The following is an 18,481-nucleotide window of genomic DNA, read 5'->3' as shown; positions in this document are numbered from 1 at the left end:
TCTTTGCTGACGCGGGCGAGGCAGAAGTGTGTGGAAAGACGGCGGTTGAGCTTGCGCCCGCTTCTCCCCTTGGGGAGAAGATGCCCGAAGGGCAGATGAGGGGTTCTCAGCCGCTTGTGGGATGTTTGAGAGAACCCCTCATCCGACCCTACGGGCCACCTTCTCCCCAAGGGGAGAAGAGGGAGATCGTTGCTCCCGCTCATGCCAGTGCCTCATCCAGAATGCGCGGCAGTTCTGTGCGCATCAGGGCCAGGTCCTCTTCGTCCTTGATCAGCACGCCGATGGCCCGGCGGAATGCTTCCGGCCAGGGGCTGCCGCCCTTTTCGAGCACGGTAGCGGCATTGGCCCATTCGACCGATTCCGAAATGCCTGGCGGCTTGGCCAGCGGGCGTGCGCGGATGGCGCTGACGGCGCGGGCGACGGCGGAGGCCGTAGCCTCGGCGACGCCGGGCGCGCGGGCCGCGATGATCGCGGCTTCGCGGCCGGGCTCGGGATAGGCGATCCAGTGATAGACGCAGCGCCGTCGCAGGGCTTCGGCGAGTTCGCGGGTCCGGTTTGACGTGAGGATGACCACGGGCGGCTGGCTGGCGCTGACCGTGCCACGCTCGGGGATCGAGATCTGGAAGTCCGAGAGATATTCGAGCAGCAGCGCCTCGAATTCATGGTCCGCGCGGTCGATCTCGTCGACAAGAAGCACGGTGTGCTCGGGATTGCGCAGCGAGCGGAGCAGGGGACGCTCGATCAGGAAGCGGTCGTCATAGATATCGATATCGGCCTTGTCGGCCTGTCGGATCGCCAGCAGCTGGCGCTGGTAGTTCCACTCATAGAGTGCATGCTGGGCGTCGACGCCCTCATAGCATTGCAAACGGATAAGATCACGACCGAGGATCTGGGCGACCGCCTTGGCGGCCTCGGTCTTGCCAACACCGGGCATGCCTTCGATCAGCAGCGGCTTGCCGAGCCGGATCGCCAAGAAGACAGCGGTAGCCAGCGGCTCGTCAGCGATGTAGCGGCAGGCCGCGAAATGCTCGGCCACCGTTTCGGGCGAGACGAAGACCTCAGTTGCCGATTGCGTATTCATGATTGCGCTCAATGGCTTGCGCGGCTTTGCTGCAGCGCGCGCAGAATCCGCTCCGGCGTGATCGGCAGAGTATCGACCCTGACGCCGACCGCGTCGAATATAGCATTGGCAATGGCCGGGATTTGCGGATTCGCGCACATTTCGCCAGGCCCTTTCGCGCCATAGGGACCGTCCGCCGCCGGGCGTTCCAGAACGACGATTTCCGTATCGGCGAGATCGCCGGGGCCAGGCATCAGATATTCGTTGAAGTCCCGCCCGCCATGCTCGCGGTTTGGATAATAGGGCTCCGTCGTTTCATAGAGCGCATGGCTCATCCCCATCCAGGAGCCGCCGACCAATTGCTGCTCGACCATCTTCGGGTTCAGTGCCCGGCCGATTTCGAAGACGTTCTTGATCGAGAGCACCGTCACTTCGCCGGTCTCGTCGTCGACCTCTACATCGGCGACGGTGCAGGCATGCGCATAGCAGGTCGAAGGCTTCATCGCGCCCGTTTCCATGTCGGGATAGGAGCGGGGGATCAGGAACATGCCACGCCCGGAGATGGAACGGCCGCGCTTGAAATGGGCGACAAGGGCAGTGTCGAAGATCGAGATCGACCGCTGAGGCGCGCCCTTGACGTGGATGTTGCCCAAGCCGTCGGTATCGAGGTCCGACGCATCGGTCTCAAGTTCCTCGGCCGCGACTTCCAGCATCACCTGCCGTGCCTCCTTGGCCGCCTGGATCACGGCATTACCGGCGCGGTGGGTGCCGCGCGAGGCGAATGTGCCCATGCAATGCGGGCCGGTGTCGGTGTCGGCGGTGTCGATGATCACGCGATCGACCGGCACGCCGATGGTCTCGGCGCAGATCTGGCTCATGATCTGCTTCAGTCCCTGGCCAAGATCGACCGAGGACAGCGAGACCATGAAATTGCCGGTCGGCGTCGAATGTACCAGCGCCTGGGTCGGGTCGCCGCCGAGATTCATGCCGGTGGGATAATTGACGGCGGAGACACCGCGGCCTTTCCTGATGGCCATGGTTCAGCCCTCCCTCTTCATGGACGACATGGCGAAATATTTGTCCGCCAGCGGCCAGTTGGAAATGCGCGCCGCCTCCTGCATGCATTCGATCAGCGCGGCGCCCTCGGTCGGCTGTCTATGCGCCTTCATGTCGCCGTCGCGATACGCATTGATGAAGCGGAATTCGAGCGGGTCCATGCCGACGAGGCGCGCCAGTTTGTCCATCTGCACTTCGAGCGCGAAATCGCCGATCGTGACGCCGAAGCCGCGCATGGCGCTCGACGGCGTCCGATTGGTGTAGACGCAGTAGCTATCGACGAACACGTTCGGCACCGTGTAGGGGCCGGGGAAGTGGGCGGCCGATTTCTGCGCACCATAGGGCGAGTGGCGGGAATAGGCGCCGGCGTCGATATAGGCCTTCACGTAGTGGGCGACGATGCGGCCATCGTTCATCACGCCATCCTTGATGACGAGCTTTTCGGCGGCGCGGGGCGAGGAGACCTGCATCTCCTCCTCTCGGCTGTAGATGAACGATACCGGCCGGCCGGTGAGCTTGGCGCCGAGAATAGCGATCGGCTCGACGGTGACGTCTACCTTGCCGCCGAAGCCGCCACCAACAGTGCCTCCGACCATGTGCAGCTTGGCGCCATCCATCTCAAGGATGATCGATGTGTTGTCGAGCGTGAAGAACATCGCCTGCGTATTGGTGTAGCAGGTGAAACGGCCGTTGCCCTCGGGCATGACGATGCAGCCGGTGGTCTCGGTCGGCGCGTGTTCGATCGGGCCGGAGGAATAGGTCTCCTCCAGGATGTGGTCGGCCTGGGCGAAGCCGGCATCGACATCGCCGAAGCGGACCTTACGGCATTCGCCGCTGTCGTAACGGTAGTAATTCTGGCCGTGGTATTCGTTGACGACCGGCGCGCCGGGCTTCAGCGCGTCGTCGATGCTGAATACCGGTTCGAGCACCTCGTAGTCGATCTTGACCTTAGCCACCGCCTCGTTGGCGGCGCGCTCGCTGTCGGCGAGGATCGCGACGATCGCCTCGCCCTTCCAGCGCACCTTGTCGGTCGCCAGCACCGTCTCGTCCTCGGGGCCGACCTGGATGAGGGTGAGGATCGTGTAGACATTGTGCGGCACATCGGACGCCGTGAGGATGCGCACGACACCGGGATGCTTCTCCGCCTCGGAAAAGTCCACGCCTCGAACGCGGGCATGGTGATGCGGGCTGCGCACCATCTTCAGATGCAGCAGGCCGGGAAAATTGCGGTCGGCGAAATAGCTGGTCGTACCTGTGACATGGCCCAGAGCATCGACCCTGAGGCTCGGCTTGCCGATCTCCTTGAGGTCATCCTTGCGCTGGTCGGCGAAATAGGATTTGCGGACTTCCATGATCTCCCCCTCAGGCCGCGTTGACGGAATTGGAACGCGATGCGGCGAGGATCGCCTGCACGATTGGTTCATAGCCCGTGCAGCGGCAGATGTTGCCCGCGATGGCATCGACGACATCTTCGCGGCTCGGCTGCGGGTTGCGGTCGAGCAGCGCCTTGGCGGCCATCAGCATGCCCGGGGTGCAGAAGCCGCATTGCGTGGCAAAGCCTTCGTTGAAGGCGCGTTGCAGCGGGTGAAGTACGCCACTCTCGGCGAGGCCGGCGGTCGTCTCGATCACCGTGCCGCTGCAGGTCTCGGCGAGGGTGAGACAGGACAGCCTGATCTCGCCGTCGATGAGCACGGAACAGCTTCCGCATGTGCCCTGCTGACAGCCAGACTTTACGGACATGTCGCCGATCTTGTCGCGCAACGCCTTCAGAAGTGTTGCCCCGCTTTCGACGAACTCCGCCTTTTCCTCGCCGTTGAGCGTGAACTGGACTGGAACCTTGGCCATCATTTCCTCCCTGACCCGTTCACGCCAACAACAGTCGGCCGAGATGCACCGGCAGAACCTGCGTCCGGTACCAGGCGCTGGCGATGGCATCGGTGATGGGGTCGGTGCCCTCGCTCGCGACCTTTAGGGCGTCTCTTATGCCCTCGGCAGTTCGAGGCTTGCCGACGAGAGCGCCTTCGGCCGCGGTGGCGCGGATCGGGCGATCGGCCATGCAACCATAGGCGATGCGGGCGCTGGTGATCGCGCCACCGCTCTCCTCGAGGACGGCGGCGATTGTGATGACCGAGACACCTTTCGGCTTGATGCGGGAAACCTTTATGAAGCGGAAGGCATCTGTGTTCGGCAGCGCGAAGCTGATGCTTTTCACCACCGAGCGGGCATGGGCGGTGTCGCGCTCCTTGAGAAACCGTGCAAGTGGGACGGAAGCCCCACCGATCTCGACCGCCGCATCAAGTGCCAGAAGCGCAACACCAAGATCGCCATAGGGGGCGGGCGCAAAGAGATTTCCGCCGACAGTCGCCATGTTGCGGATGGCCGGGCCTCCCACCGAATGCGCAGCCTTGGTGAGACATTCGAGCCGTTCGTCCGCGATGATGCGCCCCATCGTCACCGAGGCGCCGAGCTTCGCCCGGCCGCCGGTTACGGTGACGGCCGATAGGGCCGGATCGGTGGTGCGGATATAACTTGAGAAGGTAACATCGCCCTCATTGGCGTCCCGCACGACCAGGGTGCCGCCGCCGAGGTAGCGTGCCGCGCCATCCGCGGCGAGTGCCGCCGCTGCGGCGTCGGACGTCGGAAAAGTCTGCAGCGTCAGAGCCATGACGTCCTCCTCAAGTGTTTTCGGCGAAATGCGTCTTCAAGGCGTTGAAACCGCCCTGGAAGACATTGATGCCCATGCCTTCGGCCACCTTGTCGGCCTCTTCAGCCGGCGCATCGAATGTCGCCGTCCATTCGGCGAAGGTACGGTCGCCGTCTGTCACGCGCTTCAGGGTGAGCGTGGCCTTGTGATTGCTGATCGGCTGCGGTGTTTCGATAATGCTGTAGCTGACCGAATGATCGGCATCGGAGAAGGCAAGAAGCTTCTCGCGGATCGTCGGGCCGGAGGCGAGCTGGAAATTCCGGATACAGCCGATCTCGTCGGCCGGGCGTGCGTCTTCGATCTTGCTGGCCACCATGCGCGGATGCCAGGAGGGCAGGCCATTGAAGTCGCGGACACGCGCCCAGACCTTTTCGATCGGTGCGTCGATGACGGAGGAAATGGTGATATCAGGCATGAGCTGGTTCCCTGTCGTGATCGTGATGGGACCATCATAGGGAGGGGCGGTGTGGGCGCTTATCGATCCGTCTGGCTGGCTGATCTTTCAGTCTGATAATCAGCCCAAGCGTTTCTATCGACAGAGTTCCGCGCCGCGCTCGCCGGCAGTGGCGACGAACCGGCCTTCATTCGACGCCGAGCGATAGACCGTGGGAGGCACACCCGTATGTTCCCGGAAGAAGCGCGAGAAGTTGCCTTGCGTGGTGAAGCCGAGATTGCAGGCGACCGAGATCATCGACTCGTCCGAGGACTGCAGGCAGCGCATGGCCTCGGTGATGCGCAGCGTGTTCCAGTAGACATTCGGCGTCACGCTCATCTGCTCCTTGAAGAGCGCGAAGAAGTGCGGACGGGAAAGACCTACGCTGCGCGCCACATCGTCGAAACAGATCCGCTCGCCGATATTGGCTTCCATCAGTGCCAAGGCTTTGCGGATACGGAAATCGCGGCCACCGCGGATCGTCTGGGCGCCGTCCTTCGGCCGGGCTGCATCAGCGGCATCCATGACATGATCGATGAAGCGTTCGAGTTCGTAAGCGGCGAATTCTTCGTCGCCATCGCCAAGACGATTGGGCAGGAATTGCGCCGCCTCGGCCAGCCACCGCTCGAGCTGCATCACGGGCTCGGCAAATGCCGCAGTGCCGGCGCGGAGACCACGGCGCGATGCGAGCCAATCCCAATCGATATAGAAGGCGAGGAACTGGCCCGGAATCTCTCCCTCGGCAAAGGTGTGATTGTGCGGTTCGAAGGAGTTGATCCCGATCGCCACGCCGCGCTCTGGAATGACGGTCTGGCCGCCAACCGTCATCGTGCCGGCCGATCCCGCCAGCCAAATCACGATATGAACCTCCGAATGCGCATGGGTGACCAGATTGCCACCGACATTCAGAAGCGAGACATGTCCGAACGGCCCCCGAAAGAGCCTTATCGATTCCGTCATCTGTTCCTCCCGCGAATGAGACCTCCAGTTTCGACGTGCGTTGCACGCCGTCATCCGCATCCAGGGAGTTTGGGTCTTCGGAGCGCTACAGTCAACAGTGCAAGGTTCTGACCAAGAGGAGGGCGGTCATGGCGAGGCGGATTATCAGACTTTCCGATTGGCGCCTTGTTTGGGATCAACCAGCTATCTCAGTATCCTACGGCCTTGCCGGAAACGGAACGGCTGTCCATCGCGCCGTTCAATCGAGCGCCGTCGCCGCTCTCGATCTCCTCAATGCTCCTGCCACCCACCAGAATTCCTGCGGCCTGGCCCCAGATCGGCCAATCGAAGTCGATATTCACGTCATGGCCCATTTCCGAAAGCAGCTTTCGCGTATCCCTGGAAAGCGCGAAGGGTTCCATGAACACCTTGTCGGGCTGCCATTGGTGATGGATGCGCGGCGCGTCGATCGCCTCCTGGATATTCATGCCGTGGTCGATGACGTTGATGATCGCTTCGAGCGTGATGGTGATGATGCGCGCGCCGCCGGGGCTGCCGATCACCATGAAGAGCTTGCCGTCCCTGGTCACGATGGTCGGGCTCATCGAGGACAACGGTGTCTTCTTCGGTGCGATCGCATTGGCCTCGCCCTGCACCAGTCCATAGAGATTGGCGACGCCGGGCTTGGAGGTGAAATCGTCCATCTCGTTGTTGAGCAGGATGCCGGTCCCATCGGCCACCACGCCAGCGCCGAAGGAGCCATTCAGCGTATAGGTCACCGCGACGGCATTGCCGTCCTTGTCGACGATCGAATAGTGCGTCGTCTCGTTGCTCTCGGCTAGGCCGAGCGGCTTGATGTCGTCGGATTTGCCGGCGCGGAACGGATCGATGGCGGCGCGGATCTTGGCGGCATAGGTCTTGTCAGTCAGCGTCTCGACTGGATTATCGATGAAATCTGGGTCGCCCAAGGCCGCATTGCGGTCGGCAAATGCATAACGCATCGCCTCGACCATGTAGTGGACGGTTTCCGAGGACTCCGTGCCGAGATGGGCGAGGGGATAGCCCTCCAATATATTGAGGATCTCGCAGATGATCACGCCGCCCGAACTCGGGGGCGGCGACGAGACGATCTCATAGCCGCGATAATTGCACTTGATGGGAGCGAGTTCGCGCACCGAATATTGCTCGAAATCGGCCTTTGCCAATATGCCGCCCTTCGCGGTGCTGGCCCTGACGATCGCATCGGCAATCGCACTCTTGTAGAAAGCGTCAGGCCCATCCTTCGAAATGCTTTCGAGGCTCGCAGCGAGGTCGGGCTGTTTCAACTGATCGCCGACAGCAAAGGGCTTGCCGTCGGTCTTCATAAAGATCGCTGCTGCGGCTTTGTCCTTGCCGAGCTTTTTGGCGCCGGAATTGAGCGTGACGACATCACCCTGTTGGAGCGTGAATCCGTCCTTTGCAAGCCGGATGGCGGCGGCCATCAGTTCCTCGCGCGGCCTGGTGCCGTATTTGACGCGCGCCGTTTCCAGCCCCATCACCGAGCCCGGCACGCCAACCGCGAGATAGCCAGCAGTCGACAGGCCTTTGACGACATTGCCGTCCTTGTCCTGATACATGGTCTTGGTGGCGGCGAGCGGCGCGCGCTCGCGGAAATCGAGGAAGGCCGTCTTGCCGTCCTTCAGCCGGACGGTCATGAAGCCGCCGCCGCCGATATTTCCGGCCGAGGGATAGACCACGGCCAGCACGTAGCCGACCGCAACGGCGGCATCGACGGCGTTGCCACCATTCTTCAGCACTTCGATCCCGGCTTCCGACGCCAGGCGATGCGCGGTCACCACCATGCCATTGTCAGCTTCCACCGGTTGCGGTGAGGCGGCGAATCCTTGTGGTACGGGCAGGATGAGCAGGGCGAGGGCGAGCGTAATGGAAAAAACAGATTTCAGCTTCGGGTGCATGGCACTCTCCCTTTGTCGAACCTACATGGTGTCGGTGGCAGCCTTCGGGTATCGCCGGCGCGGAACGCGCGTCCCGAAACAAAGTAGGAGAAAATCGATGAATGGCAAGCCGATCAAGATCCCTGGCCCCGATCATCCCATCACGATCACGCCGGAGACGGCCCATGTGACAGTGCGGGCCGGCGGGCAGGTCATCGCCGACACCAACCGGGCTCTCTCACTCGAGGAGGCATCCTATCCACGCGTGTTCTATATTCCCCGCGAGGACGCCAATATGGACCTGCTCAGCCGCACGGATCACGAGACCTATTGCCCCTACAAGGGCGATGCCGCCTATTTCAGCCTGCCGACTGGCGATGAAGGCAGGAATGCGGTCTGGACCTATGAGTCACCCTATGATGCCGTGAGCCCTATCAAGGATCATCTGGCGTTCTACGCTGCCAAGGTGGAGATCGAGGTTCGCGCCTGATTTGAGGTGCCATCGCCCCGCCGGCCGAGAGTTATTGAACGCTGGCGTTATCCAATTGGCGCACGGGGCGCGAAGACCACGCATTGATGGAATATGCGGCGCATCAATGCGTGCTGGCCGAACGACACCGATATCCCCCGCATATTTCCGTCTTTGGAACAGAGTTTCGTCGTTGCCTTATTTTTTACGAAAAATTGATCAATTTCCCAACTTTCACACGGCGGTAAAGATTCGGGCAGGATTTGGCGGGTACTCTACCGGCCATGTGAATTCAGAAGCGCCCGCAGGGCACCGTCGGGGACGTTCTTAGCGATTCGGGACGGGCGGGCTTCAAGACACGGAGAACCGAATGACCGCACGCATCGATAAGGATGCCTTCGCGGCCGTTGACACAGCGCGAGCTGCGACAGCCAAAATTTCAAAATCCAACAATCCATTGGCCGATGGCGTGATGTCGGGATACGCATGGGGCGGCGCGATCACCTACGCGTTTCCGGATGCAGTCGCCGATTATGCGAGGAAATACGGCGAAGAGACGAAGAAGGATTTCGGACAGTTTTCGAGCAATCAGAAAGAGATTGTCCGGTCGATCCTCGACCAAGCGGACGGTAAGGCCGCCAATGACCGGTTCTCCGTCGAAGGCTTCACCAAGCTCGATGTGAAGCAAGGATCGGAAAACAATGCGACGATCCGCTATGCCGATTCCAATGCCGCCAATCCGACCGCCTATGCATATTATCCCTCATCCGGTGCCACGGGTCGGGGCGGCGACGTATGGTTCGGCGACTACAGCGAGTATCAAAATCCCTCGCCCGGCAACTATGCCTATGCCACGATACTGCATGAGACCGGCCATGCGCTCGGCCTGAAGCACGGCCACGATGCGAGCAATTTCGACCGGATTCAGACGGTACTGAAGGGCAAGTACGACTCGCACGAATATTCCGTCATGACCTATCACAGCTTTGCCGGCCAGAAGAGTTCGGGATACACCAACGAGGATTTTGGCTACCCCCAGACCTATATGATGGCCGACATCGCTGCCTTGCAGCACATGTATGGCGCCGATTACACCACCAATGCGGGCAACACGGTCTATAGCTGGGACGAAGACAGCGGCGACACCCGCGTGAACGGTGCCCTCGCGATCGACATGAAGCCCGGTGCGAACCGCATTTTCGCCACGATATGGGACGGCGGTGGCAACGACACCTACGATCTCAGCGCCTATTCGGACAGGGTCGTCATCGATCTGCGCCCGGGCAAGAGCTCGGTGTTCAGCCAGGAGCAGCTTGCTGACCTCGATGCCGGGGGCGGGCACAGGGCCGGCGGCAATATCTACAACGCCTTGCTTTTCAAGGGCGACAACCGCTCGCTGATCGAAAACGCCGTCAGCGGCTCCGGGAATGACAGCTTGACCGGCAACAATGGCGGCAATTACCTGAACGGCAATGCCGGAAACGACGTACTGAACGGCTTGAAGGGCACAGACACCTATCACGGCGGCATCGGCGACGACGTATTTGTCTTCGGCAGATCTTACGGTTCAGACACGATCGACGACTTTTCCAACGGCGAGGATCGCATCAATCTGAGCGGGTTCAACCTGGACGGCTTCGCCGAGCTTCAGGGCCTGACGCGCGTTACCGGCGGCAATATCGAGATCAGGTTCGCCAGCGGCGAAGTGCTCACTCTGCTGTCGACCGGATGGGGTGAACTGGACGCGTCGGATTTCATTCTCTGAGCCGACGTCAAGTATATAGCTCTTGTGAAGTCAGTTCATGACTCGTCGTCGTCAACCTTACGCCTCGCTTCGGAAGGTGGGATTAAGACACTACTTGTATTTGAACTTCCGGGCGGCACATCTCTGTGAGTGGGTACTGACGGAAAACATGGCAGTAAACCGCCCCGCCCGGAGAATCCAGAATGGCACAAGCATTTTATAGTGCAAGTGAAAGTAATTGTTAACCCTAATTGCGACCAGCCTCGGCCGGCCGAGGCTGGTCGTCAAGCCACAAGCAACGGGGCTAAACCAGCAGCAGATCGTCGCTGACCAATGTGATTTTCCCACCGAGCTCGAGCGTAAAATCGGCAACGCCGTTTCCGTTCATGTCGCCCTGAAGCAATGTGTTTCCGTTCTTGAAATGGAACCGCAACTCGCCATCGGAACCGGAGAAGGCCGAATCGCCGATGAAAGTGAGGTCACCCAGCGCCGTCAGGTCGATGACGTCGTCCTGGTTCTGAGAGAAGCCAAAGATAAAGGTCTGAACCTTATTCTTGCCAAGGGTCCCAATCGCCTCGGTCGTCAAGAAAACGAATGTATCGCTGCCGATGCCACCACCGAGCCAATTGCCCGCTATCCCCGCGGTCAATATGTCATCGCCGCCGCCTCCCCAGGCGAATCCCTCTTTCGCCGTGCCGAGCTTGATGGTGTCGTCTTCATCGCCGCCGCCGGCTGCCTCGAAGCCATTGGCGTCCTCAACATTGCCGAAACCGTCATCCTTGATTTGACCTGAGGAAAGCGACAGGTCAACGTCGGCGCCATGCTGGCCCATATCATCCGAGATGTAGAACTCCAGAACATCGAAGCCCTTGCCACCCTCGAAACTGTCGAGGCCAGCAAGGCCAATGAAGTGATTGTCGCCCTTGTCGCCGACAAATGTGTCGCTGTGCGCCGTGCCGAAAATGCGCTCGATGCTGATCACCTTGTCTGCGTCACCAAATCCATCGATTATCTTTTGTTGTCCGAGATTTACGGAGATTCCGGCACTTCCGCCATATTTGTCGTCGAGATAGTACCGCGCCTCATCTAGGCCTCCGCGGCCATCCAGCAGGTCGGCGCCGTCGAGCCCCGCGAAGGCATCCGCCTTCTTGCTTCCGAGCATGCCGTCCTTGTAAACCGATCCCCGGAACTCCTCGAACTTCGAGATCTTGTCCTTGTCCCCCCAGCTGTCGGTGACCGTGCCCTTTTCGACGTCGAGCTTGATCCCCTTCGTGTCATCATCCCGGTAAAATGTGTCCTCATAACTCAGCGTATCCCAGCCGCTGCCGCCTTTCAGGAGGTCGTCTCCCTTTGAGCCGGCAATGTAGCTGCCGCCCGCGCCTGCAATGATAGTGTCGTTGCCGTGATTTTCGCCGAAGTTCAAATCATTGCCGATGCTGTTGCCGATGATCGTGTCGTCGCCCGCGCTCAGGAAAGATACGAATTCCCAGATGCTCTCGTCGCCGTTCAGGGTGGAGGCCAGGCTGACTGCGTTGAAGCTGCCATCGCTTACGGCAAAGAGCGTCCCGCCATTCTCATCGACGAACCAAACGTTGCTGATCTCACCCCCGGTCACAACATTGCCGCTGAAAGTAAGGTCGGTTCCGGTTAATATTATCTGCGCGCCGTTGGCATCCTCATAGAAAATGATGCTGGAGTCGTGTGACGAAATCGCCAATGTCTCCCCGTCGAAGAAATCATCGAAGAAACCGAACTCGGGCATATCGCTCCCGATTGTGAACTTGGCCATGGTAAATCTCTCCTAATAGTAGTTCAGCCGTGGTGTAATCGTAGCAGAACTATTCAGCTTTAGAAGTAAAGTTTATGGTTGGAGCGTGACGTCGAATTCGTATCAGGTATAGTCCACTTTCCTGACGCTAGGAGGTACCTGGCGTCCAGCCCGGCGGCGCCATCCTGAAGCCCGAAAACTCGAAACCCGGTGCCACCGTACAGCCCACCAGCGTCCAGTCGCCGAGGCTCCTCGCGCTCTGCCATTCACCCTTTCGAACAATGCCCTGCGGCCGCTCGCCGGCAAGGATATCCGGGCCGATGACAATACTGCGCTCGGTTTTGCCGTCGTCGGAAAGACTGAGTTCGAGCGGGGCGCCGGCATGGTAATGCCAGATTTCCACCGCATCGACGGTGTGCCAGTGCGAGCGGTCGCCGCCTTCGAGCAAATAATAGATCGCCGTCGAATTTGCCCGGCCGGCGATACCCTCGTTGTCGCGGAAGGTCTGGATATACCATCCGCCTTCCGGGTGGGGTTCGAGCTTCAGGGCGGTGATGATGTCTTGCGCAGTGGTCATGGCGGGCTCCGGTTGAACCGGATCACAGAAGAAAGTCTGTTTCCGTCAAGGTCAACCGTCCGGTGAGAACAATCTTGAGGTCCGCCGCGCGGTCGCCGTCTATGTCGGCCTCGACCACCGTATCCTGGCCATCCCAGAACCATCTGACTTCGAGGCCGTGGCCGGAAAAGCCCGCATTCTTCTTGTCGAGGAAATCGAGGTCACCCAGGCCACCGAGGGCGATCCGGTCGGCGCCGGTGCCGAAATCTGTGACCACGTCGTAAGCATTCCCGGCGCTGTCCTTGATGGTGGAAAACGCGAACAGATCGGCGCCCGCTCCACCGGCAAGTATGTCCGCGCCCTTGAGGCCTGCAAGAATATCGGCGCCTGCGTTTCCGGAGAGCATGTTTTGCCCCTTGCCGCCCAGGATCAGGTCGTCATCGTTTTTCGCACTGTCATAAGTGGTGCCGTCGCCGGCGATGTTGAGGCTGCCCGTCTCGGCGGCGAGCAGTTCCTCCACATGGGTCTTCGCCGCAAGGCCGATCGTCTTGAGAGCCGCCCTAATCGCCGGCGCGATTTCGTCGCCGATCGCCTCGATGCCGGCAACCCCCTTGATTTCTCCGGCGGCGACCGGGTCGTATTTATCCTCGTAGGAGAGAATCGCCTGGTGGTGGTTTGCCAGCATCTGGCCGGTCTTGATGGCTTCCTGAAAAGTGGCGCTGCTGTCCGTGTCGAACAGGCCGAAGGTCTCGGCCTCGACATAGCGGCGGTTGGCCAGGCCTTTCATGCCGTTGCCGTTAGAATTGTAGCGGATCTCGTACCAGGCCTCGGCGCGATTGCCGTCCTCGATCGCGGCCTTCAGCTTCGGTCCCAGCAGGCTCGGGCCATTCCAGCAGAGCGAAAACAGGGCTGCGCGCTCCTCGGAGTCGGGAATGCCGGAAAGCCATTTGTCGATCTTGGAATCATAGGTCGGCGCGAGTGCGTCCAATGCCTTGGCGACCTGCGCCTCGTTCCGGAAGCTGAATGTGCTGGGCACGTCGCTGTCGCGCTTGTTGTGCCAGTCGGACATCACCTTGTTGAGATTGGCGATGAGCGCTGAACTGGTGTTCGGTGCGTAATTCTTGTCGACTTCCGCCTCCAGCCTTTGGAGCAACGTATCGCTCCAGTTCCCGGCGCCGACGATGACGCGGAGCACCGGTGCGAGATTGTAGACGAGGTTGAAGCCGATGCCGATTGTCGGGTCGCCCACCGAATCGACATAAGGGGTTAGCGTCGAACCTTCGAGCAGGACGAGAAGTCCGGCTCGCTCTTCGCTATAGGCTTTCTTCCCCGAGACTTCGTTCCAGTTGAGCATCGATCCCGTCCGGTTGATGGGCGCAATCCTAGCCGACGCCGGTAAACAGGCCTTTTCAACGGGCATGATATCGGCGCTTTTTGCTTGCCGGGCCATATCCATGCTTTATTGAACGGGCAAAGCGCAGGCTATCGACATCCCGGGAGAACATATTGCAGATCCTCTTCATCCGTTGCCTGCTGGCCGCCTTGCTTCTGGCAATCCCGGCCTCCGGGCTCCTCGCGCAACCGACCGATGGCGCGATGCAATCCCTGCAGAAGAGCAATGCCGTCGTTGCGGCCGTCGAGGCGCTGCAGAAAAAGGTGCGGGCCGAGCTGGAAGAAGCGGCGCTGGCGCTCGAAGACCTGCGCAAGAGGGTGGACGAAGCCGCCAATGCCGACGCCGACCTTGCTCATTTGAAGGTAGAGACCGATAGCGTCGGCGCCTCGATTTCAACGGCCATGACGGAGCTTGAAAGCCGCTATAACCTGGTGGTCAAGCGGATCGAGGAACTGGGCGCGCCGCCCGCCGAAGGACAGCCGCCGGAGGGAGAATCGCTCGCCAGCGACCGCAAGCGCCTGCAGGGCGAAAAAGCCCAGATGAACACGATCGTCGCCGATGGCGGGGTGATTCGAGGCCAGGCGGATGATCTCTCGGATCATATCACCGACCTGCGCAGGTCGCTCTTTACGGCGACGCTGTTTCGCTACACCGAAATCAGCAGCCAGTTATTCGACGATGCTGCCAGGTCGGCGCAGCACGAATGGGCGGAGTTCTACGACATCACGTCCAGTTCACTGGATTTCATGTGGAAGTTCAAGCATCAGGGACTCTTTCTTGCATTCGGTCTCACGGTGCTCATCGCGTTGATCCTGGCTTTCCTGGTCCGCAGGCTCTTCCGCACCTTGATCGTCCGGGACCCCTCGGAGAAGTCTCCCGATTATATCCACAGGCTCTCGGTCACCTTCTGGTCGGCGACCATACCGGCGCTGGCCGCCGCGTTCGTGACTGTCTGCGCGCTCGGCTTCCTCTATACTTTCAATCTCCTGCGCCAGGAACTTTTCGACGTCCTCCGCGCGACGCTGTGGGCGCTGGTGGGCGTCTATTTCGTCTGGAAGCTGGCGCGCGGCATCGTATCGCCGAACAAGCCGCAGTGGCGGCTGATCAGCGTTTCGGATCGCGGAGCCGGATGGCTCGTTACCTTTGCCGTCGTTCTCGCCGCCATCAACGGTCTTTCCTATGTGCTGGCCGAGGCCAATGTGACGCTGGATGCACCCGTGGTGCTGACGGTCGTCGAAGGCCTGGTCACATCGGTCGTAACCGGCATCGCGCTGATCTTGCTCTCGTTCCTCCGGCCTCTTGAACAGGCGGAGGTGGCATCACCTATCTGGTTCAAGATCATGCGCACGCTGGTATTGCTAGCAGGCGTCGGCATCATCGCCACCGCCATGTCCGGCTATATCGGTCTTGCCCATTTTGCCTCGTCGCAGTTCGTCGTGACCGGCGCGATCATCGTCACCATGTATATCGGCTTCCTGTCGGGGCAGGCGATTTCGCGGCATGACGCACTCGCAAAGTCTGCGCCTGGACGCAAACTCGGCGCTTCCTACCAGCTCAATGAGATCAGGCTGGACCAGATCGGCCTGCTGGCGGGACTGGCCATCTACGCGCTCGTGCTCTTGCTCGGCATTCCCAGCATCATGCTGACCTGGGGCTTCCGCGGCGCGGATATTTCCACGATCTTCGTCAAACTCTTCACCGAGATCCATATCGGCAACATCAATATCTCGCTGCTCGGAATCCTCGCCGGCCTCCTGTTGTTCACCGGCGGATTTTTCGCCACACGCTGGTTCCAGCGCTGGCTCGACGGCAATGTGATGGCCCGGTCGCAGATCGATGCGGGCGTGCGCAACTCGGTCAATACGGCACTGGGTTACGCCGGCATCGTGATCGCCGCGGTGATCGGCGTCTCGGCCGCCGGCGTCGATCTATCGAGCTTCGCATTGGTCGCGGGCGCGCTGTCTCTCGGCATCGGCTTCGGCCTCCAGACGATCGTCCAGAATTTCGTGTCCGGCCTCATCCTGCTCGCTGAGCGCCCGTTCAAGGTCGGCGACTGGATCGTCAACGGCCCTGTCGAAGGTTTCGTCCGCCGGATCTCGGTGCGCGCCACCGAGGTCGAGACGTTCCAGAACCAGTCGATCATCGTGCCGAATTCGCAGCTGATCAACGCCGCCGTCGGCAACTGGATGCTGCATAATACGCTGGCGCGCAGTGAAATCCCGATCTCGGTATCCTATGACAGCGATCCGAAGCAGGTGATGGAACTGCTGCTGGAGATCGCCCGCAGCCACCCGCTGGTGCTGACCATGCCGGAGCCGAATGTCGGTTTCCAGAGTTTTGGCGAGTTTGCCCTGAACTTCGAACTCCGGTTCTACCTGTCGGACCTGTTCCAGGGCGGACCGGTGAGAAACGACATCCGGGTCGCGATTATCGAACGCTTCCGCCAGGAGGGAATCGTCATTCCGAAGCCCGAGCGCAATATCAATATTCGGGTCGATGGCGAGGGCGCCGCCCTTGAGAAGGACCTCGCGAACGCATTGGCGGAGGAGGGCCTGCCGCCCGAAATCGCAAGGCGCGTCATGGCCCAGGCGGAAAGCCGCCGCCGGATGCAGGGCGCCCGCAAGCGCGACGTCGAGCTTGCGGACGACAATGATGGCAGCCCCTTCGACGGCATGCACCATGCCGAGCGGGATGACACCAAGGATGATGACGATCACGATGGTGACGCTGACGACAATCGTTAGGCCGCCATCGTCTCCAGCATCACCATGTCGAGCATGAAAGAGCCGTCCGGCTCGATCGCGAAATGCTCGCGGATTTCGGCGGGTGCCGAATTCTGCAGGGCGCGTATCGCGTCGGCCAGCAATTGGGGCGTGGCCATGCGGGCGATCCAGACCGGAAAGTCCATCCGCAGCCGCCACGTCCGCAGGGCGTTCACGCCAAATCCGGCGCGGCCCAGCTTGTCGGTCCATTCCGAGATCGAATAGTCCCGCACATGCGATGTGTCGCGTAGCAGTTCGATCGATTGCAGATGGGTGTCGAGCAGGGGTTTGGCGGGCGCGTAACAATCGATGAAGACGGCCGTCGCACCGGGCATGAGCACGCGGCGGGCCTCGCGGAAACCGGCATCGACATCCTGCCAGTGGTGCGCGGAATAGCGACAGCCCAGCATGTCGAACGTTGCGTCGGCGAAGGGAAGCTTTTCGGCTGAGGTCTGGATGGTTTCGATGTTGCCGAGGCCCTTCGACTTCGCGGTCGCCGCGACGGCGGCGAGCATCTCGTCCGACAAATCCGAGGCGGTCACCTTCTTCGCATGCGGCGCCATCGCATAGGCGACATGGCCGCCACCGCAGCCGAGATCGAGCGCATGGTCAGGTGCCACGCCTTCGGTGATCTTGCCCAGCCGCTCGAGATCTTCTCCCTGCGAATGCACGGCGCTTTCGACATAGGCGTTGGCGCGAGGACCGAACTTGTTGGTGACGTTCCTGTCATGGACGGTTTGCATCGTTTTTCTCCTTCGATTTGCGCGGAGCATGTCACGGAATTATTCTGTTACAAGAGGAGAGGTTATCCTGTTATAAACCCTTCCATGTTCGAAGACGATCAAAAGAGATTGCTGGGGGAGTTCGTCCGCGCCCGTCGCGAACGGCTGATCCCGGACCAGCCGGCCGGGCGGCGGCGGACGCCTGGCCTCAGGCGGGAGGAGCTTGCGGCGCGCGCGGGAATCAGCGCCACATGGTGCGCCTGGATCGAGCAGGCGCGCGATGTGCAGGCGTCGCCGCATGCGCTGGGCCGGCTGGCAAAGGCCCTGCAACTCACCCGTGCCGAGCGCGCTTATATGTTCGATCTCGCTGGCCGCCGCGATCCGGATGCGGCAGCGCATACGGATGCCGAGGATGCGCCGTCATCCCTGCGAGCCACGGTCGCGGCAATCGATCATCCGGCCTATAGACTGGACCGCTTCTGGAATGCCTGCGCCTGGAACGAGGCGGCGGAAGAGCTGTTCATCGGCTGGCTTGGCGATGGCCACCAGCGCAACCTGTTGCGCTACATCTTTCTCGACCCGGCATCACGGGCGCTGATCCCGGATTGGGAAGACCGGGCGCGGCGGGTGCTCGCCGAGTTTCGCGCCGATTACAGCCACAGCCTGCACGACCCGGAAATGAATGCGCTTCTCACGACGCTTCGCCAGCAGAGCCCGTTCTTCGCCAAGGCCTGGAGCGAGCAGACGGTGCTCGACCGGGAAGGGGGTGTGCGTGTCTTTTCGCATCCCGCGCGCGGTCGGCTCTCTTACGAGCAGCATACCTTTCGCCCATCCGATCGCCCCGACCACAAACTGGTCATTCTGATCCCGGCTGGCTAGAACATTTGGGCCGGGTCGTGCAGTATTTGAAGAATGTCGCAGACAGGCTGCAACGACATTCC

At 60.9% G+C, this 18,481-nt stretch carries 16 protein-coding genes; 4 read left to right on the top strand and 12 right to left on the bottom strand.

The genetic code is table 11. The annotated features are described in order from the left end of the window. Positions 1–199: 199 nt before the first annotated feature. From IHQ71_RS14235 to ggt, 8 genes are all read right to left on the bottom strand, one after another. Complete coding sequence (locus IHQ71_RS14235; protein WP_258162615.1) at positions 200–1,081, bottom strand: MoxR family ATPase; 882 nt, start codon at positions 1,079–1,081, stop codon at positions 200–202. Between the two features lie 8 nt (positions 1,082–1,089). Beyond that, entirely contained in the window at positions 1,090–2,097 is a 1,008-nt protein-coding gene (locus IHQ71_RS31900; RefSeq protein ID WP_308737954.1) for a xanthine dehydrogenase family protein molybdopterin-binding subunit, read from the bottom strand. Between the two features lie 3 nt (positions 2,098–2,100). Next, positions 2,101–3,468: a xanthine dehydrogenase family protein molybdopterin-binding subunit gene (locus IHQ71_RS31895; protein WP_308737953.1), complete on the bottom strand. Its 1,368-nt coding sequence runs from the start codon at positions 3,466–3,468 to the stop codon at positions 2,101–2,103. Between the two features lie 10 nt (positions 3,469–3,478). Continuing rightward, entirely contained in the window at positions 3,479–3,961 is a 483-nt protein-coding gene (locus IHQ71_RS14220; protein ID WP_258162614.1) for a (2Fe-2S)-binding protein, read from the bottom strand. Between the two features lie 19 nt (positions 3,962–3,980). Continuing rightward, positions 3,981–4,781: a xanthine dehydrogenase family protein subunit M gene (locus tag IHQ71_RS14215; protein ID WP_258162612.1), complete on the bottom strand. Its 801-nt coding sequence runs from the start codon at positions 4,779–4,781 to the stop codon at positions 3,981–3,983. A gap of 10 nt (positions 4,782–4,791) precedes the next feature. Beyond that, entirely contained in the window at positions 4,792–5,235 is a 444-nt protein-coding gene (locus IHQ71_RS14210) for an SRPBCC family protein (RefSeq protein WP_258162611.1), read from the bottom strand. 114 nt (positions 5,236–5,349) lie between these two features. After that, positions 5,350–6,213, bottom strand: a complete 864-nt coding sequence (locus IHQ71_RS14205) for a helix-turn-helix domain-containing protein (protein ID WP_258162610.1) — start codon at positions 6,211–6,213, stop codon at positions 5,350–5,352. Positions 6,214–6,401: 188 nt separating this feature from the next. Next, positions 6,402–8,147 carry a gamma-glutamyltransferase gene (ggt, locus tag IHQ71_RS14200; protein ID WP_258162609.1) on the bottom strand — a complete coding sequence of 582 codons (1,746 nt, stop codon included), beginning with the start codon at positions 8,145–8,147 and terminating at the stop codon, positions 6,402–6,404. 97 nt (positions 8,148–8,244) lie between these two features. Here ggt and IHQ71_RS14195 point away from each other — a divergent pair, with 97 nt between their 5' ends. Continuing rightward, complete coding sequence (locus IHQ71_RS14195) at positions 8,245–8,616, top strand: DUF427 domain-containing protein (RefSeq protein ID WP_258162607.1); 372 nt, start codon at positions 8,245–8,247, stop codon at positions 8,614–8,616. A gap of 349 nt (positions 8,617–8,965) precedes the next feature. Continuing rightward, positions 8,966–10,360, top strand: coding sequence for a M10 family metallopeptidase (locus tag IHQ71_RS14190; RefSeq protein ID WP_258162606.1), 1,395 nt, complete (start codon positions 8,966–8,968; stop codon positions 10,358–10,360). A 283-nt stretch (positions 10,361–10,643) separates the two neighbouring features. On the opposite strand, the gene IHQ71_RS14185 is transcribed toward IHQ71_RS14190, so the two are convergent. From IHQ71_RS14185 to IHQ71_RS14175, 3 genes are all read right to left on the bottom strand, one after another. Next, a complete protein-coding gene (locus IHQ71_RS14185) occupies positions 10,644–12,128 on the bottom strand; it encodes a hypothetical protein (protein WP_258162605.1) in 1,485 nt (494 codons plus the stop codon). Positions 12,129–12,255: 127 nt separating this feature from the next. Further along, the gene (locus IHQ71_RS14180) at positions 12,256–12,684 is read right to left on the bottom strand and encodes a cupin domain-containing protein (RefSeq protein WP_258162604.1); all 429 of its coding nucleotides are present in this window, start codon (positions 12,682–12,684) and stop codon (positions 12,256–12,258) included. A 22-nt stretch (positions 12,685–12,706) separates the two neighbouring features. After that, positions 12,707–14,017 carry a M10 family metallopeptidase C-terminal domain-containing protein gene (locus IHQ71_RS14175; RefSeq protein ID WP_258162602.1) on the bottom strand — a complete coding sequence of 437 codons (1,311 nt, stop codon included), beginning with the start codon at positions 14,015–14,017 and terminating at the stop codon, positions 12,707–12,709. A 152-nt stretch (positions 14,018–14,169) separates the two neighbouring features. Between IHQ71_RS14175 and IHQ71_RS14170 the strand changes: the two genes are divergently transcribed. After that, positions 14,170–16,800 (top strand): mechanosensitive ion channel domain-containing protein, encoded by a 2,631-nt coding sequence (locus IHQ71_RS14170; RefSeq protein ID WP_258162601.1) that lies wholly within the window; start codon positions 14,170–14,172, stop codon positions 16,798–16,800. On the opposite strand, the gene IHQ71_RS14165 is transcribed toward IHQ71_RS14170, so the two are convergent. Beyond that, entirely contained in the window at positions 16,797–17,561 is a 765-nt protein-coding gene (locus IHQ71_RS14165; protein ID WP_258162600.1) for a class I SAM-dependent methyltransferase, read from the bottom strand. The genes IHQ71_RS14170 and IHQ71_RS14165 overlap by 4 nt on opposite strands. Before the next feature lie 84 nt (positions 17,562–17,645). Between IHQ71_RS14165 and IHQ71_RS14160 the strand changes: the two genes are divergently transcribed. After that, on the top strand, positions 17,646–18,419 hold the full coding sequence (locus tag IHQ71_RS14160; RefSeq protein WP_258162599.1) for a helix-turn-helix transcriptional regulator: 774 nt from the start codon (positions 17,646–17,648) through the stop codon (positions 18,417–18,419). The last annotated feature ends 62 nt before the right edge of the window (positions 18,420–18,481 follow it).

The organism is Rhizobium sp. TH2 (genome assembly GCF_024707525.1).
Classification (GTDB): Bacteria; Pseudomonadota; Alphaproteobacteria; order Rhizobiales; family Rhizobiaceae; genus Rhizobium_E.
The sequence above is the reverse complement of the archived record's forward strand: the minus strand, read 5'-3'. Positions and strand labels throughout refer to the sequence as shown.

Coding starts and splice junctions, on each gene's coding strand:
- IHQ71_RS14195 (WP_258162607.1), top strand. CDS start 8,245: ATGAATGGCAAGCCGATCAAGATCCCTGGCCCCGATCATCCCATCACG.
- IHQ71_RS14190 (WP_258162606.1), top strand. CDS start 8,966: ATGACCGCACGCATCGATAAGGATGCCTTCGCGGCCGTTGACACAGCG.
- IHQ71_RS14215 (WP_258162612.1), bottom strand. CDS start 4,781: ATGGCTCTGACGCTGCAGACTTTTCCGACGTCCGACGCCGCAGCGGCG.
- IHQ71_RS14160 (WP_258162599.1), top strand. CDS start 17,646: ATGTTCGAAGACGATCAAAAGAGATTGCTGGGGGAGTTCGTCCGCGCC.
- IHQ71_RS14220 (WP_258162614.1), bottom strand. CDS start 3,961: ATGGCCAAGGTTCCAGTCCAGTTCACGCTCAACGGCGAGGAAAAGGCG.
- IHQ71_RS14205 (WP_258162610.1), bottom strand. CDS start 6,213: ATGACGGAATCGATAAGGCTCTTTCGGGGGCCGTTCGGACATGTCTCG.
- IHQ71_RS14185 (WP_258162605.1), bottom strand. CDS start 12,128: ATGGCCAAGTTCACAATCGGGAGCGATATGCCCGAGTTCGGTTTCTTC.
- IHQ71_RS31895 (WP_308737953.1), bottom strand. CDS start 3,468: ATGGAAGTCCGCAAATCCTATTTCGCCGACCAGCGCAAGGATGACCTC.
- IHQ71_RS14210 (WP_258162611.1), bottom strand. CDS start 5,235: ATGCCTGATATCACCATTTCCTCCGTCATCGACGCACCGATCGAAAAG.
- IHQ71_RS14180 (WP_258162604.1), bottom strand. CDS start 12,684: ATGACCACTGCGCAAGACATCATCACCGCCCTGAAGCTCGAACCCCAC.
- IHQ71_RS14175 (WP_258162602.1), bottom strand. CDS start 14,017: ATGCTCAACTGGAACGAAGTCTCGGGGAAGAAAGCCTATAGCGAAGAG.
- IHQ71_RS14165 (WP_258162600.1), bottom strand. CDS start 17,561: ATGCAAACCGTCCATGACAGGAACGTCACCAACAAGTTCGGTCCTCGC.
- IHQ71_RS31900 (WP_308737954.1), bottom strand. CDS start 2,097: ATGGCCATCAGGAAAGGCCGCGGTGTCTCCGCCGTCAATTATCCCACC.
- ggt (WP_258162609.1), bottom strand. CDS start 8,147: ATGCACCCGAAGCTGAAATCTGTTTTTTCCATTACGCTCGCCCTCGCC.
- IHQ71_RS14235 (WP_258162615.1), bottom strand. CDS start 1,081: ATGAATACGCAATCGGCAACTGAGGTCTTCGTCTCGCCCGAAACGGTG.